This is a genomic window from Sphingomonas sp. GV3, assembly GCF_031082075.1.
GTDB lineage: Bacteria > Pseudomonadota > Alphaproteobacteria > Sphingomonadales > Sphingomonadaceae > Sphingomonas > Sphingomonas beigongshangi.
The window spans coordinates 1,580,046-1,595,710 of record NZ_JARWLE010000001.1; the positions used below are offsets into that span (position 1 = coordinate 1,580,046).

Consider the following 15,665-nt stretch of genomic DNA (forward strand, 5'->3'; position numbering starts at 1 on the left):
TACGGATCGGGGAGAGGGTGATGCGGCGGATCGTCAATCTGCGCTGGTGGATCGTTGGCCTCATCTGCTTCGGCACCATCGCCAATTACCTGGCGCGCAACTCGCTGGGCGTTCTCGCGCCCCAGCTGAAGACGACGCTGGCAATGACCACGCAGCAATACAGCTACGTGGTCGGGGCATTCCAGCTTGCGTACACCATCGGCCAGCCGATTGCGGGCGCGATCGTCGACCGCATCGGCTTGCGCGCCGGCTTCGCGCTGTTCGGGCTTGCCTGGTCGCTGACCAACATGCTGCACGCGCTCGCGGCCGGCTGGCTCGGGCTTGCCTTCTTCCGCGGCCTGCTGGGGTTCACCGAATCGGCTGCGGTCCCGTCGGGGATAAAGGCGATCGCGGAATGGTTTCCCGCGCGTCAGCGCTCCGTCGCGGTCGGCTGGTTCAACGCCGGCACATCGCTGGGCGCGCTGATCGCGCCGCCCGTGGTCGTCGCGGTGTCGCTCTGGGCGAATTGGCGGATCGCCTTCGTCGTCACCGGAGCGGTCGGGCTGATCTGGGCCGCGATGTGGTGGCGCTTCTACCGCAGCCCGGCCGCGCACCCTGCGATCACGGCCGAGGAAGCCGCGCTGATCGCCGCCGACCGGCCGCCGCCGATCGAGCCGGCGAGCACGCGCCAGATACTGCGCAGCGGTCGCTTCTGGGCACTGGCCATACCCCGTTTCCTGGCGGAGCCCGCGTGGCAGACGTTCAGCTTCTGGATCCCCCTCTACCTCGCCACCGAACGCGGCATGGACCTGAAACAGATCGCGGTGTTCGCCTGGTTGCCGTTCCTGGCGGCCGATTTCGGCGGTGTGATCGGCGGGTATCTGTCGCCGTTGCTGATGAACCGGGCGAAGCTGTCGCTGGTCGCCTCGCGCGTCGCCGGCGTGACCGCCGGAGCGCTGCTGATGATCGCGCCGGGGTTCATTGGCTGGGTGCAGAGCCCCTTCACCGCGATCGCGCTGTTCAGCATCGGCGGCTTTGCGCACCAGATGATCTCGGTGCTGATCAACACGCTGTCCGCGGACGTCTTCCGGCCCGAGGAGGTCGGCAAGGCGAACGGCTTCATCGGCCAGGCCGGATGGACGGGCGGCCTGATATTCTCGCTGCTGATCGGACAGCTCGCCGACGTCACCGGCTATGCGCCGCTTTTCGCCGCGCTGTCGCTGTTCGACATCGTGGGAGCGGTCGTGCTGATCGCCTGCCTTCCCATTCTCTCCCGCGCCAAGGAAGCCCGATGAGACGCGCCATGCTCTCCAACCCGCCGCTCTTCGCCGTCTCGGAACGTGCGCCTGGCCGGCTGACGCTCACAGCCGATACCGGCGCGATCGCGCATCTGTTCGTGCTGGAGGAGGATATAGCGCGGCTGCTCCTTTTGGCCGACGGCACGGTCACCAGTCCGCCGAGCTGGGCGATCGCGCCCGGCGCGAACGATATCGCAGAGCCGGGCCGCGACCGGATGGACGTGAGCGGCTTCGCCTGCCCCGATTTCAGCGTCGTCGAGCACGATGGCATTCTTCGTGTTTCGACGTCGCGGCTGCGCGTGACGATCACGTTGCACGGTCTGCAGTGCCGCTGGGACCAGTGCGAGGGCGACACGTGGCGGCTGATGGCGCAGGATCGCCCGACGCAGGCCTACGATTTTGGCTGGTGGGACGGACGCGCGCATCACTATCTCGCGCGGCGCCCGGGCGAGCGCTTCTACGGGCTCGGTGACCGGACGGGCGACTGCGACCGGGCTGGCCGCTCGTTCCGGCTGACCAACGTCGATCCGATGGGGTTCGACGCGGAGACCAGCGACCCGCTGTACAAGTCGATCCCTTATCTGCTCGTCGCCGATCCCGACGGTCGCTGCCACGGCGAATTCTTCGACAGCAGCGCCGATATCGCGCTCGACCTGGGGCGCGAACTCGACAATTATCATGGGCTCTATCGGCACGTCGTGGCGGAACTCGGCGACGTGGACCTGTGGATGATCGCCGGGCCGAATCCGCTGGCGGTGACGCGGCGCTTCACCTGGCTGACCGGCCGCCCGGCGCTGATGCCGCGCTGGTCGCTCGGCTATTCCGGTTCGACGATGACCTACACCGACGCGCCCGACGCGGCCGCACAGATGGCCGGTTTTCTCGACAAGCTGGACGAGCACGACATCGGCGCGACGTCGTTTCACCTGTCGTCGGGCTATACGTCGATCGGCGACAGGCGCTACGTCTTCCACTGGAACCGCGACAAATTTCCCGATCCGGCAGCGTTCGTCGCCAGCTATGCCGATGCGGGCGTACGGCTCGTGCCCAATGTCAAGCCTGCGCTGCTTCGCAGCCATCCGCGCTATGACGAGGTCGCCGCCGCCGGATTGTTCGTGAACGATGCCGACGGCAATCCGGTCGAAGCGCAATTCTGGGACGAGGTGGGCAGCTACATCGACTTCACCAACCCGGCCGCCGGCGACTGGTGGCGTGCGCAGGTCAAGTCCGCGCTCTTGGACCACGGCATCGTCGCGACCTGGAACGACAACAACGAATATGAATTGTGGGACGCGCGCGCGCGACTGGCAGGCTTTGGTGCGCCACGGCCCGCAGCGGCGATGCGTCCAGTGATGCCCTTGCTGATGACGCGCGCCTCGCGCCGCGCCCAGGTCGAGGCGCGGCCCGATCAGCGACCCTATGTCGTCACCCGCTCTGGTATGGCCGGGTTGCAGCGCTACGCGCAGACGTGGAGCGGCGACAATCGCACCGCGTGGAAGTCGCTACGCTACAATGCCCGTCAGGCAATCGGCCTTGCGCTGTCGGGTGTATCGAACAGCGGCGATGACGTCGGCGGCTTCTCCGGACCCGCGCCATCGCTGGAACTGCTCGTGCGCTGGGTGCAGGCGGGCGTGCTGATGCCGCGCTTCTCGATCCACAGCTGGAACGACGACCGCACCGTCAACGAGCCCTGGATGTATCCGCAGGCGACGCCCGCGATCCGTCGCCTGCTCGCGCTGCGCCAGACGCTCGTGCCCTTCCTGTACGACCTTCTGCTGCGCTACCACCACGACTATGCGCCGATGGTGCGCCCGACGTGGCTGGACTTTCCCGACGACGTGCAAGCCTGGGCGGAGAGCGACGACCATTTGCTCGGCCCCAACCTGCTCGTGCCGCTGGTCGTCGAGGAGGGCGCCGGCGAGCGCGAGGTCCGGCCGCCCGTCGGCGCGGACTGGATCGACGTGTGGACCGGCCGGACGGTCCGCGGCGGAGAAACGGCGCGGTTGGCGGCGCCGCTTTACGGCCCGCCGGTGCTGCTCGCGCGCGTCGGATCGGCGATGCTCGTCGACCTCGCCGCGGGCGGCTGGCGGCCCGAGCCGATGCGGCGCGGGATGTGGCTGTATCCGCCGCGAACGGGCGCCTTTCACATGGACGCGTTGGAGGACGAGGGCGACGGGCATGGCGCACCATGGCGGTGGACCGTCGCCGGCGAGGCTGACGCCGCGCGCGTGCGCCTGTCCGTCGGCTGCGACGGCACGCCGCAGGACCGCGCCATCACTCTGCTGCTGCCGCGGGGGGACACGCGCGAGATAGAGGTCGAGAACGGTGAGCCCGCCGAAGTCGGCGGCCGCCGAGGCGTGATCGTGCGCGTCTAGCGTCTGACCTACGCCCGTGAAGCGGCCCCCACCCCTGCTCCATCCAGGATCCGCGGTGTGGGCGACCTGATGGGGAGATGAAGGCCGGCGCCGCTCCGATGCCGCTCCGATCCAGCCTCGCTGGATAGCACCCTAGATCGCGACACGCCGCGCGAGATCGGAGCGTTTTTCCTCTACCTCCGCGCGGGCGCGTTCGAGTGCGTCGGTCTCGGTGGCGTGGAGCAGCCCCTCGATGACGCGCCCGAGGTGGTCGCGCATGGCGCGGCGCGCCGCCTGCGGATCGCGCTGGCGCAACGCGACCAGAATATCCTGATGCTCGTCGATCCGCGGTTGCACGCCGACGCTGCGCGCGCGGTCAAGCATGTGCTTGCACAGGGGCGAGCGGTAGCGGGCGTCCCACAATGACTCGACGACGTCGACCACCGCGGAGTTGCGCGTCGCGCGCGCGATCGTGAGATGGAATTCGCGGTCGGCATGTTCGCCGCTCACGCGTTCGCGGTTCTCGCGCTCCATGCTTTCGATGAGCGTTTCGAGCTGCGCCAGCTGCGCGTCATCGATGCTGATGGCGGCCAGCGCCGCTGCCTCGCCTTCGAACAGGCGACGCGCCTCGGTGAGCTCGAACGCGCCGATGTCGAGCCCGATCATTGGTACATCGCCGGGCGGCGTATCGCTGACGAAGATGCCCGACCCCTGCCGCGAGCGCACGACCCCCAGCACTTCCAGCGCGATCATCGCCTCTCGGATCGTCGGGCGGCTGACCTTGTACTCGTCGGCAAGTTCCCGCTCCGATGGGATGCGCTGCCCCGGCCTGAAATCCCCGCGGCGGATCGACTCGGCAACCGCGCTGGCGACCTGCTGGTACAATTTGCGGCCATCGCCGACCGGCCCGAGCGCTGGAGGAGAGAGGTTCATGATCGCACAGCTACCAGCACCCGCCATGGCCAGCAACATGTGCGTCTGACCTATTGATCGGAATAGCGCTTGCATTTGGCCTGACCAATATGTAGCGATGTCGGCAATGGGTCCGACACGCATCGTACCCGCTCATCAGATGGGAGGGGCCAGATGGGTCTTGCAAACACCGTGTGCCGTTGGGCGCTTGCCGCCGCGATCATGGGCGCCGCGCAGCCGGCTTTCGCACAGAACGCGGAGCAGACGGCGATGCAAACGCCGCAGCGCAACCAGACCACGTCCGACCAGACCGGGTCAGCCGCGGAGGTCGCCTCCGACCCCGTCAACACCGACGACATCATCGTCACCGCCAACAAGCGGGAAGAGAATATCCAGAAGGTGCCGCTCGCCGTCTCGGTGATCGCACCGGCCCAGCTCGCGAGCGCGGGCGTGCGCAATTTCACCGACATCGGCAAGATCGCACCCTCGCTGGTCGTGCGCCCGGCCGAGCAGCCGCAGAATTCGAACATCTCGCTGCGCGGCGTCGGCACCTTCGCCTTCGGTATCGGCGTGGAGTCGAGCGTTGCGGTGCTGGTCGACGAGGTTCCGTTGGCGTTCCAGGCACGCGCCTTCACCGACTTGCCCGACGTCGAGCGGATCGAGGTGTTGCGCGGCCCGCAGAGCACGCTTTACGGCAAGTCGGCGTCCGCCGGACTGGTCAACCTCATCACGCGCGATCCGACGGACACGTTGCGCGTGCACGCCAATGCACTGGTGACGACCGATCAGGAGCGTGGCGCGAATTTCAGCGTGTCGGGACCGGCTGCCGAGAACCTGGGCTATGTCCTGTCGGCCGCCTACAATTACTGGGACGGCAACGTTCACAACCTCGTCAATGACAAGACCGTCAACGGCCGCGAGTCGATCAACCTGCGCGGCAAATTGCGCTGGACGCCGACGGATAACGCCTCGCTGACGATCTCCGGCAATTACATCAACGGCAATACCGACGTCGGTCGTCCCTTCCTGCGCTTTGGTCCCAACGCACGGCTGCGCGGCATCGCGGCGCTGACCCCCGCGGTGGTGCTGCCCGGTGTCGTCGTCGGTCCGGACAACCAGGACATCGCCAACAACTACGACTCTCGCACCAAATACCAAGGCGGGGGCGGCTATATCCGGGGCGAGCTCGGCCTGGGATCGATGAACCTCATCTCGATCACATCCTACGACAAGTTCCACCTCTACGATTACCTCGATCACGACGACACCGCGTCGACCGCGCCGCAGGGGGCGAATATCCAGGTCGGACAGTTCAAGTCGCAGCAGATCACGGAGGAACTGCGGCTGCAGTCGCCTAGCGAACTGCCATTCCGCTACACGCTCGGTGCCTATGCGGCGAGCACGCACTTCGAGCGGCCGTTTTTCCGCGGACCGTCCTTCTCGCTCGCGAATTGGTATGCGACCGCGCGCTCGCGCCAGGTTGCGGGCTTTGCCCAGGCCGACTGGACCGTCGTCGATGGCCTGACCCTGACCGGCGGCGGGCGCGTCCAGAACGAGCGGGTATCCTACAGCTTCCGCGACAATCTCGCGAACACCTTCTACAGCGGCAGCGCCGAGGACACGGCCGCGACCTATCGCCTGAGCGCGCGTTACGACTTCACACCCGACGTCAACGCGTTCTTCACCTACGCCACCGGCTACAAAGGCCAGACCTACGACCTGACGACAGGCTTCAACCAGAACCGCGCCGCCGCCGGTCCGATCCGCCCGGAACGGTCGCGCGACAAGGAACTGGGTATCCGCAGCCAGCTTTTCGACCGGCGGTTGACGCTGAACCTGACGCTGTTCGACACCAGCTACCGCGACCTCCAGGCACAGACGATCGAGACGCTGGCGGACGGCACGTCCAACTTCCGCCTGACCAACGTCGGACGCCTTCGTACCCGGGGCATCGAGCTCGAAAGCTCGCTGCGGGTGGTGCAAGACCTCAGCCTGAACGGCGCGGTCACCTATCTCGATGCGACCTACACCGACTTCCCCGTCGCGCAATGCTATCCGCTGCAGACCGCGGCGCTGGGATGCACCGGTACTCCGGCGCGCCAGAACCTGACGGGCACGCGCGCCGTCCAGGCACCGGAGTGGAAATTCAACATCAGCGGCGATTATTCGCCATCGCTCGGTGGCCACCTGCGCGGGGTCGCACAATTCAACTGGCAATATCAAAGCAGCCTGTTCTTCCAGGCGAGGGATCCGGAGACGTTCCAGCCCGCCTATCACATCGTCAACGTCGGCCTGGGCGTGCGTGACGAGGATCGCCGCTGGGAAGTCGTCGCGTTCGTCAACAACGTGTTCGACAAGCAATATTACGGATCGCTCGTGAACACGGCCGGCAATTTCGGCGGAAATATCGCGACGCAGGCCGTACTGCCGCGCGATTTCCGACGCTACGGCGGTCTGCGCGTCGGCCTGAACTTCTGAGCATATGGCATGCGCGTGCCGCCGCGCGGGCGGGCGGGCCTGTCACGAAGGGAAATGGTCCGTGAAACGATGGATCAGGACGGTCGCGGCCGCGGGCCTTGCGATGGCATCGATGGGGGCCGCCGCGGCCGACGCACCGGCACGACCAGGCGTGGACGCGCCCGAACTTGCCGCATTGGGCTCTTATCCGATCGGCGTCACCGACATGACGCTCGTCCAGACGGGGCAGCTCTATCCGCTGCCCGATGGGTCCGCCCCGGTCGCGGCGGACCGACGGCTGACCGTCAAGATCTGGTATCCGGCGGCCGCAGCCGGCGCCGGCACGACCTACCATACCGCCCTGCCCGGCGAGGATGCGCAGCCGATCGCGTTCGACGTCCCGGGCTTGGCGACCCCGGGACTGCCGGCCGCAAAGGGCCGTTTCCCGCTCGTCGTGCTCGCGCACGGCGCCAGCAATACGCCCGAGGTGATGTCGTGGCTGGGCGAGAACCTGGCGAGCAAGGGCTATGTCGTCGTCGCGCCCGCCTTCGCCGATCCCGCGATATCCCTGCGCACGCTCGCCTCGCTGGCAGGGCCGCTCGCGCGTCGCCCGCTGGATATCTCCTTCGTCGCTGCGGAGGCACAGCGCCGGGCTCGCGCCGGAGAGGGTCCCCTCGCCGTCGCCGATCCTGAACGGATCGCCCTCGTCGGCTATTCGATGGGCGGTTATGGCGTGCTCGCGGCGGCGGGCGGGCGGCTCGCACCGCAACTGGCCCCCGCGACACGCGGCGTGTTGACCCCGTTCGTCTCCGGAGGGCAGCGCGCCGGGGAGCTGAAGGTCGCGAATCTGAAGGCTGTGGTCTCCATTTCCCCGCCGCGCGCATTGCGCGATCTGCCGCTGTGGGCGGACGGCGGCATGACCGCGATCACCGCACCGACCCTGTTCATCGTCGGCAGTCAGGATCACGTCGTCGGCTACGATCCCGGCGTGCGTACGCTGTTCAAAGAGGCGGCGCATACGCGTCGCTACCTGCTGACGTTTCGCGAAGCCGCGCACAGTATCGCGCTGATCGGTGCGCCTCCCAGCATGACTCACACCTTTTGGGACAAGGATTGGTTCGAGGACGGCGTGTGGCGCAAGGACCGCCTGATCGCCGTCCAGCTGCACTTCGTCACCGCGTTTCTCGATCGTTACGTGAAGGGCGACGTCGCAAAAGCCGCCTATATCGACGGGCTGACGACGGATTCGAACATGGGTATGTGGGCGGCGGCGCCGGGCGGGCGCTACGCCGGCTACAGTCCCGGCGCGCCAGCCTCGACCATCTGGAAGGGGTTTCAGCCTAGCAAGCGCGCCGGCATGTCGTTCGAAGTTCTGTCCCCCGCCAGCGGCCGGGAAAGCGAGTAACCGATGTTCATGACGCAGACGATGCGCTGGTTTGGGCCGAACGATCCGGTTCCGCTGCAGGCTATTCGTCAATCCGGTGCCAGCGAAGTCGTCACCGCGCTGCACGACGTTGCCAATGGCGCGATCTGGACGCTGGAGGCGATCCGCGCGCGCCGCGCGCAGATCGAGGCCGCCGGTCTCGGCTGGACCGTCGTCGAGAGCCTGCCCGTGCACGAGGATATCAAACGGCGCGGCCCGGACTGGGACCGCCTGATCGACAATTATCGGGTCAGTCTCGAAAATCTGGCGGCGGGCGGAGTCGACGTCGTCACCTACAATTTCATGCCGTTGCTCGACTGGACGCGCACCGACCTCGCCTGGGAACTGCCCGACGGCGCGCGCGCGCTGCGCTTCGAGTTGGAGGCGGTCGCCGCCTACGACATTCATATCCTCGCCCGCCCTGGCGCGGCGGACGATTATACGCCCGCGATGGTGGAGGGCGCCGCGCGCCGTTACGCGGCGATGGACGATGACGCGCGACGCCTTCTGTCCCGCACGATCATCGCCGGTCTGCCGGGCAGCGAGGAGAGTTTCACCGACACCGACTTCCTGGCCGCGATCGGCACCTATGCCGGGATCGATGCGGCGCGGCTGCGGGCGAACCACGTCGCCTTTCTCGAGGCCGTCTGCCCCGTCGCCGAGGCGCACGGAATCCGCCTCGTCGTCCATCCCGACGATCCGCCCTTCCCGATCTTCGGCCTGCCGCGCGTCGTCAGCACGGAGGCCGACGTCGCAGATCTGTTCGCCAGGGTGCCGAGCGTGGCCAACGGGCTGTGCCTGTGCACCGGCTCGTTCGGCGTGCGCCCCGACAACGATCTGCCGGGCATGGTCGATCGGCTGGGCACGCGGATCGGTTTCCTCCACCTTCGCTCGGTTCAGCGCGAGGCGAACGACACGTTCCACGAGGCCGGACACCTGGAGGGCGACGCACGCATGGCCGAAGTGATGCGCGCCGTCGTCGCGCTGCAGCGCCGCGAGAGGCGAAGCATCCCGGTACGGCCCGATCACGGCCATCAGATGCTCGACGACCTCTCGCGGCAGACGAACCCGGGCTATTCCTTGCTCGGGCGGATGCGCGGGCTTGCCGAGCTGCGGGGACTGGAACGCGGCATAGCGGCCGCATTCGACGGCTAGCACAGGGAGAGACGCGCATGGAACGACGCACGCTGCTGGGAAGCTTTGTTGCGCTTGCCGCAATGCCGGCAACTTTGCTCAAGGCGCAGGAGCGGCCGCCCGTCGTGCCGCTACCGCTTGCGACCGCGGCGACGCAGCCACTGCTGACCAGCGCCGATCTGCGCGACGGCACCGATCTCTCCGGCCCCTGGCATTATTCGATCGATCCCTTCCGCTCGGGCCTTGCCGGTTTCCACGGCGAGATGCCCGATCGCGGCCAACAGCGGTACAGCGAAGCGGATGTTCGACGCGAAATGGCAGCCGACAACCGGGTGCTCTACGAGGTTGACCTAGTCCATTCGCCCATCACCACCCTGCCCTCCTCCTGGCTCACCGAGGCGCCGGAACTGCGGTATTATCAGGGGCTGATGTGGTACCAGCGCACCTTTCCCGCGCCGGCCCAGCGTAGCGGACGCTACTTCATCCGGCTCGGCGCGGCCAATTACGCGACATACGTCTATCTGAACGGGAAGCCGGTGGGGCGACATGAGGGCGGCTTCACGCCCTTCGCCTTCGAGGTGACGCAGTTGCTGCGAGACGGCGACAATCAGATCACGATCGGCGTGGATTCCCAGGCCACCGACACGACGGTGCCGCCGCCCGTCACCGATTGGGAGAATTACGGCGGCATCACGCGCCCCGTGCGACTGGTGCACACCGCCGCGACCTATGTCGACGACGCGTGGGTGCGGCTGACCCGCAGCAACCGCATCGCGGTCGACGCGAAGCTCGACGGCCCGGACGCCGCGAACCGCGCGGTGACGTTGCGCATTCCCGAGCTTCGCCTGATGCTGACTGGGCGCGCCGATGCGCAGGGGCATTTCCACGGCGACATCGCGGTGCCGCGCGGGCTCCGGCGCTGGGCGCCCGAAACGCCCAAACTCTATGACGTCACGCTGAGCGCCGGTGACGACGTGTGGCGCGACCGCATCGGTTTCCGCACCATCGAGGTCCGCGGCAGCGACATCGTGTTGAACGGACGGCCGCTGTTCCTGCGCGGCATTTCGCTCCATGAGGAAGAGATCGGGACCGATCCCACCCGCGCGATGACGCCGGCCGCGGCGCGCTTGCTGCTCGGCGAGGTACGCGACGGGCTGAACGGCAATTTCGTGCGCCTCGCCCATTACCCGCACAGCGAGGTGATGACGCGCGCCGCCGATGAGCTTGGCCTGATCGTCTGGAGTGAGGTGCCGGTCTATTGGCGCGTCGCATGGTCGAACCCCGAAACGCTGGCGACCGCCCGCAACATGCTCGCGGAAAACATCCTGCGCGACCGCAACCGCGCGTCGATCGCGATCTGGTCGGTCGCCAACGAGACGCCGGTCACGCCGGCCCGCAACAGCTTTCTGACGACGCTGGTGGACGACGCACGGCGGCTGGACGATACCCGCCTGGTCAGCGCCGCACTGTTGGTCGAACGGGACCGGAACTCGACGCACCCCGTCATGACGATGGCCGATCCGCTCGCGGCGAAGCTGGATGTGCTCGCGATCAACACCTACAACGGCTGGTATTCACCGGATCGGCTGACGGATCTGCCAAGTAGCGAGTGGCGTGTTCCCGCCGACAAGCCGCTCATATTCTCGGAATTCGGCGCCGACGCGAAGGCAGGATTCCACGACGCGGCGCATATGCAGAAATTCAGCGAGGAATATCAGGCCGAATATTATCGTCAGACACTGGCGATGGCGGATCGCATTCCGACGCTGCGTGGCATGTCGCCCTGGATCCTCAAGGATTTCCGGTCGCCGCGGCGGCAGAACCCCGATTTCCAGCAGGGCTGGAACCGCAAGGGCCTCATCTCAGAAACCGGCCAGCACAAGGAGGCGTTCGGCGTGCTCGCCGATTATTACGCACGACGCGGACGACGATAAGCGGGCGTTCAGCGCGAGCACCAAGGCTCCCTCGCCCTTTCTGCCAACCGCCTCATGGATTGCCCCACCTCTTCGGGCGCCATGGCGGCGCGGTGCGGAAAGCTGCGATTTGATCGCGCTACCGCCTTCGCCGGAAAGTTAATCCTCGTCAGCCGTTCCCTGCACGCCATCAGCAGGAACTGACATGACCGACGATCCACAGACCAGTCGCCCGACGCGTTTTCCCGACGAGCCTCAACAGCCCCGGCCCGGCCTGACCACAGAAATGCGAACCAAGCCTGACCATGGCGAGCACAGCTATGTCGGCAAAGGCTTGCTCAAGGACAAGGTGGCGCTGATCACCGGCGGGGACTCCGGCATCGGCCGAGCCGTGGCGATCGCCTATGCGCGAGAGGGTGCGGATGTCGCCATATCCTACCTCGCCGATGAGCAGGCGGATGCCGAGGAGACCCGGGTCTGGATCGAGGAAGCCGGCAGGCATTGCCTTCTGCTGCCGGGAGACATCCGCGACCGGGACCATTGCGCAAGCCTCGTCGAGCGCACCGTCAACGCGTTCGGGCGCCTCGACATCCTGGTCAACAACGCCGCCGCTCAGACCATCAACGACGGGTTGGACAGCATCGACGATGACGAGATGCAAGGGGCCTTCGCCGCCAACGTCTTCGCCATGATCCGCCTCGCCAAGGCTGCCGCGCCGCACATGAAGCCGGGATCCGCGATCATCAACACGACGAGCGAGCAGGCGAAGGTCGCAAGCAAGACCATGATCGTCTACGCGGCCACGAAGGGTGCGATATCGAGCCTGACGGTGGGGCTCTCCAACCTTCTGGCCGGCGACGGTATCCGCGTGAATGCGGTGGCGCCTGGCCCGATCTGGACCCCGATCCAGCCGATCGCAAAGTCGCCGCACGAACTGGAAACGCTGGGACAGGATACGCCGGTCGGACGTGCTGGTCAGCCAGCCGAGCTTGCCCCCGCCTATGTGCTGCTCGCCTCATCGGAAGGCAGCTACATGTCGGGCAACGTCATAGCGGTTACGGGCGGCGTTCCCGTGTCCTGACAGGGGATGTGCGACCTCGGCCATCGCCCGACGCGGCGGAGGACGGGGTCGGACATGCATCCGCCGGGCGGACGCGTCGCCCGCGAGCGGTCACTCCGACGGTCCTGGATCGACCAGCTCAGGCTGGACGCCGGGCGCAGCAGGCTGCATTCCTCCGCAGAAGGTCCCAACGAACGAGGATGAGGCCGCGTGCAGATCACCAGGCGAGCCGTCATCGGCTTTACGACCGCGCTTGCCGGCACGACGATATCGGATCCATCCCACGCCAAGGACGACGCACGATGGCATGCGTTGGCTGAGGACGTCAAAGCGCAGATGGCCTGGGCCTGGGATTGCTACCGCGACCGTGCCTGGGGCAGGGACGAGATCAAGCCGGTAAGCGGGACCTTCTCGAGCTTCCCGCTCAAGACGCATCATCTCGGGCTCAGCCTCATCGAGGCGCTCGACACCCTTTGGGTAATGGGGCTCGACTCGCGGTTCGAGGACGGCGTTGCGTGGGTCAAATCCCACTTCGACGCGGATGTGGATGGCGAGGTATCGGTATTCGAGACGTCGATCCGTCTCGTCGGCGGACTGCTGTCGGCCCATCTCGCGTGCGGTGACGCCGTGCTGCTCGCCAAGGCGCGCGATCTCGCGGATCGGTTGCTGCCGGCCTTCGCAACGCCGACCGGCATGCCCTACCGCTTCATCAACCTCAGGACCGGCGTACCGCGAGAAGCGGTCACCAGCCCTGCCGATGTCGCGACCTATCTGCCCGAATGGGGCACGCTCAGCCGCCTGACCGGCGATCCCCGCTACGCCGCCGCCGCGCGCAAGGCGATGGTTGCGGTTTTCGAGCGGCGCTCCCCCCTCGATCTGGTGGCGACCAGGATCGACGTGCTGAGCGGCGCATGGCGCTCCCGCACCGCAACGATCGGCTCCTATTGCGACAGCTTCTTCGAATATCTGTGGGATAGCTGGCAGCTGTTCGGCGATGCCGAGTGCAAGCGCATGTACGATGTGTGCACGGCCGCCATCCTCAAGCATCAGCAGGTCTGGAAGAACCACGAACTGTGGTTCGCCGACGTCGACTTCGAGACCGGCGCGGTTGTGTCGACCGAGCAGGACGAGCTCGCCTCCTTCTATGGCGGCCTGCTCGGCCAGGGCGGCGCGCTCCGGCAGGGCGCCGCCTATACCGAAAGCTGGTCGAAGGTGCAGGCGCGCTACGGGATCCTGCCGGAAGGCTATGACTATGCGACCTCCCGGCCGACCCAGGTCACCAACGCGCTGCGCCCCGAACTCGCCGATGCCGCCTTCACATTATGGCTGATCGATCGGCAGCCACGCTGGCGCGAGATCGGGCGGCGCCACTATGAAGCGATGAAGCGGTGGAACAAGGCTCGCTATGGCTACACCGACATGGCCGACGTGACGGCGACGCCCAAGCGACAGGCCGATCATTGCCCAGGCTATTGGTGGTCCGAACAGATGAAATATTATTATCTGCTGTTCGCCGATACGCCGCGCTTCGACTATTCGGACAACTATCTGTCGACAGAGGGCAACGTCCTCAAGGGCCTGCGCCGCAACCAGGCGTAAGGCCGGTCACGATCGCGGTCATCGCGACGATCCGCTCGGCGCGTCCGCATGGCTGGATGGCTGCACACCGCCCCTTTGCGGAAATGCGACCAGCCGTTGTGAGCACTATGAGCGCGCTATGCGCTTTCCGGGAATCGATCTCGAAGCACTATGCCACCGCCGGTACCTCGGCTGAGCGGGCGCTGGACGCTCGATCATGGAAGGTTTCGAAGGCGATATGTCATCCAAACCCTTGGCGGAGCCCGACGGCCGCGGCGCGGTCCTAGACGTCGGCCGGGACAGTGCGGGTCGCTGGCTGGAGCAGGATAGCGTCGAACGGTGGAAAGGCCATTTCGCGTCGCGCGGCGCGGCGCGGCGTTTCGTCGAAGCGGCGCGTCGGACCTATGACGCGCGCCTTGAGATCGTGACACTGACGCTGGTGCCATCCATCGCCTTCGTCGCAGAGCGCGGCGTCGATCGCGCACTCCCCCTTGTCGCCTGAAAACCCTCCGATGGCTAGCAATTCGAAGACCACCGCGGTCAAGCGTCATACTTCGGCCCGCGCGGCGCCGTGCCGCTCGACAATGCCGGGAAGCCGCAGGGCGACCGAAGATCCCCGCTGGGCCGACATCTGCGCGGCGCTGAAACGGATTCGCTTGCGGCATCGCTGCGCCGTGCGCATCGTCGATGCCGACTGCGCCTGCGGTACGATGCTGATCGCGGCGGTACGTTATGCCCGCGAGATTGGCTTCACCGCCATCGAAGGGCGCGGCATCGACGGCTCGCCGATGCTGATCGGTCGCGCCCGCGCGGCTGCCGCCCGCCTCCGCGATCCGGCAATCGGACTTTCGTTCGAGGTCGCCGACGTGATCGAGGCGATGGCGGTCGAAGCGGATGCCCCCGCCGATATCGTGCTGTGGCATGGCGACCGCCCCGGCGACGATCATCCCGGGCTACGCGCGAGCCTCGCCGCGGCGGGCGACCGGATCATCGATGGGCGCCGCCCGCGCGGCACGAAGGTGCTGGCGGCATGACCCGGCGCGACCTCCAATGGAAGGCAGGCGGTTTCTTGCTGCTGTCGGCATCGTGCGCGATGTGCCTGGCGCTCGACGGATCGCCTGCGATGATCATCTTCTTCCCGCTCGCGCTCCTCGGTCTGCCGTTGATGATCCACGGCAAGCGCGTCGGCCAGTTGCTGCGCGCCGAGCGACGCGGGCACGGCCATACCGCCGATGTCGTCCACCGCGCACGCCTCCGGCGTCGCGGACAGGGCGAAGACGGCTTCGGACACTGACCCGCACGATTCCGGTCCACGACGGTCTTCGACCATCGCAAAGGCGTCCCCCGCGCTGAGGGCGCGCCGGTAGCGGCTTTGGCGCCGACGTCGTCTCCGGCGGCGGACTGCGGCGTACGCTCCGGGCCGGGATCGTCCGGGCGGACATCCTCTGTTCGGGCGTTACGAGGCCGAGCGCGAAAGAGCCGACGCACCGGAGGCGGGGATAGTCGCGCCGACATATGGCCATGCCGATCAACGGACTGTCGGACGCGCCTGACAAT

General features: G+C 67.0%; 12 protein-coding genes. 11 read left to right on the forward strand and 1 reads right to left on the reverse strand.

Annotation, left to right across the window (positions count from 1 at the left end; all coding sequences use genetic code 11):
- Positions 1-20 precede the first annotated feature (20 nt).
- On the forward strand, positions 21-1,274 hold the full coding sequence (locus RF701_RS07375) for an MFS transporter (protein ID WP_308814556.1): 1,254 nt from the start codon (positions 21-23) through the stop codon (positions 1,272-1,274).
- Positions 1,271-3,652 carry a TIM-barrel domain-containing protein gene (locus RF701_RS07380; protein WP_308814557.1) on the forward strand — a complete coding sequence of 794 codons (2,382 nt, stop codon included), beginning with the start codon at positions 1,271-1,273 and terminating at the stop codon, positions 3,650-3,652. Before RF701_RS07375 ends, RF701_RS07380 begins: the two co-directional genes overlap by 4 nt.
- A 132-nt stretch (positions 3,653-3,784) precedes the next feature.
- Here the strand turns inward: RF701_RS07380 and RF701_RS07385 are convergent, their stop codons facing one another.
- Positions 3,785-4,564 (reverse strand): FadR/GntR family transcriptional regulator, encoded by a 780-nt coding sequence (locus RF701_RS07385; protein ID WP_308814558.1) that lies wholly within the window; start codon positions 4,562-4,564, stop codon positions 3,785-3,787.
- Positions 4,565-4,717: 153 nt separating this feature from the next.
- Between RF701_RS07385 and RF701_RS07390 the strand changes: the two genes are divergently transcribed.
- The 9 genes from RF701_RS07390 to RF701_RS07430 all read left to right on the forward strand — a co-directional run bounded on the left by RF701_RS07390 (position 4,718) and on the right by RF701_RS07430 (position 15,402).
- A complete protein-coding gene (locus tag RF701_RS07390; protein WP_308814559.1) occupies positions 4,718-7,021 on the forward strand; it encodes a TonB-dependent receptor in 2,304 nt (767 codons plus the stop codon).
- A 61-nt stretch (positions 7,022-7,082) separates the two neighbouring features.
- Positions 7,083-8,405, forward strand: coding sequence for a dienelactone hydrolase (locus RF701_RS07395; RefSeq protein ID WP_308814560.1), 1,323 nt, complete (start codon positions 7,083-7,085; stop codon positions 8,403-8,405).
- A gap of 3 nt (positions 8,406-8,408) precedes the next feature.
- The gene (gene uxuA / locus RF701_RS07400) at positions 8,409-9,578 is read left to right on the forward strand and encodes a mannonate dehydratase (protein WP_210358184.1); all 1,170 of its coding nucleotides are present in this window, start codon (positions 8,409-8,411) and stop codon (positions 9,576-9,578) included.
- Between the two features lie 17 nt (positions 9,579-9,595).
- Positions 9,596-11,491, forward strand: a complete 1,896-nt coding sequence (locus tag RF701_RS07405) for a glycoside hydrolase family 2 TIM barrel-domain containing protein (protein WP_308814561.1) — start codon at positions 9,596-9,598, stop codon at positions 11,489-11,491.
- A 184-nt stretch (positions 11,492-11,675) separates the two neighbouring features.
- The gene (locus RF701_RS07410; protein WP_308814562.1) at positions 11,676-12,551 is read left to right on the forward strand and encodes an SDR family oxidoreductase; all 876 of its coding nucleotides are present in this window, start codon (positions 11,676-11,678) and stop codon (positions 12,549-12,551) included.
- A gap of 189 nt (positions 12,552-12,740) precedes the next feature.
- Positions 12,741-14,129 carry a glycoside hydrolase family 47 protein gene (locus RF701_RS07415; RefSeq protein ID WP_308814563.1) on the forward strand — a complete coding sequence of 463 codons (1,389 nt, stop codon included), beginning with the start codon at positions 12,741-12,743 and terminating at the stop codon, positions 14,127-14,129.
- Positions 14,130-14,346: 217 nt separating this feature from the next.
- Positions 14,347-14,610 carry a hypothetical protein gene (locus RF701_RS07420; protein WP_210358185.1) on the forward strand — a complete coding sequence of 88 codons (264 nt, stop codon included), beginning with the start codon at positions 14,347-14,349 and terminating at the stop codon, positions 14,608-14,610.
- Positions 14,611-14,782: 172 nt separating this feature from the next.
- Positions 14,783-15,142 (forward strand): SAM-dependent methyltransferase, encoded by a 360-nt coding sequence (locus tag RF701_RS07425; protein ID WP_308814564.1) that lies wholly within the window; start codon positions 14,783-14,785, stop codon positions 15,140-15,142.
- Positions 15,139-15,402 (forward strand): hypothetical protein, encoded by a 264-nt coding sequence (locus tag RF701_RS07430; RefSeq protein WP_210358186.1) that lies wholly within the window; start codon positions 15,139-15,141, stop codon positions 15,400-15,402. Before RF701_RS07425 ends, RF701_RS07430 begins: the two co-directional genes overlap by 4 nt.
- The last annotated feature ends 263 nt before the right edge of the window (positions 15,403-15,665 follow it).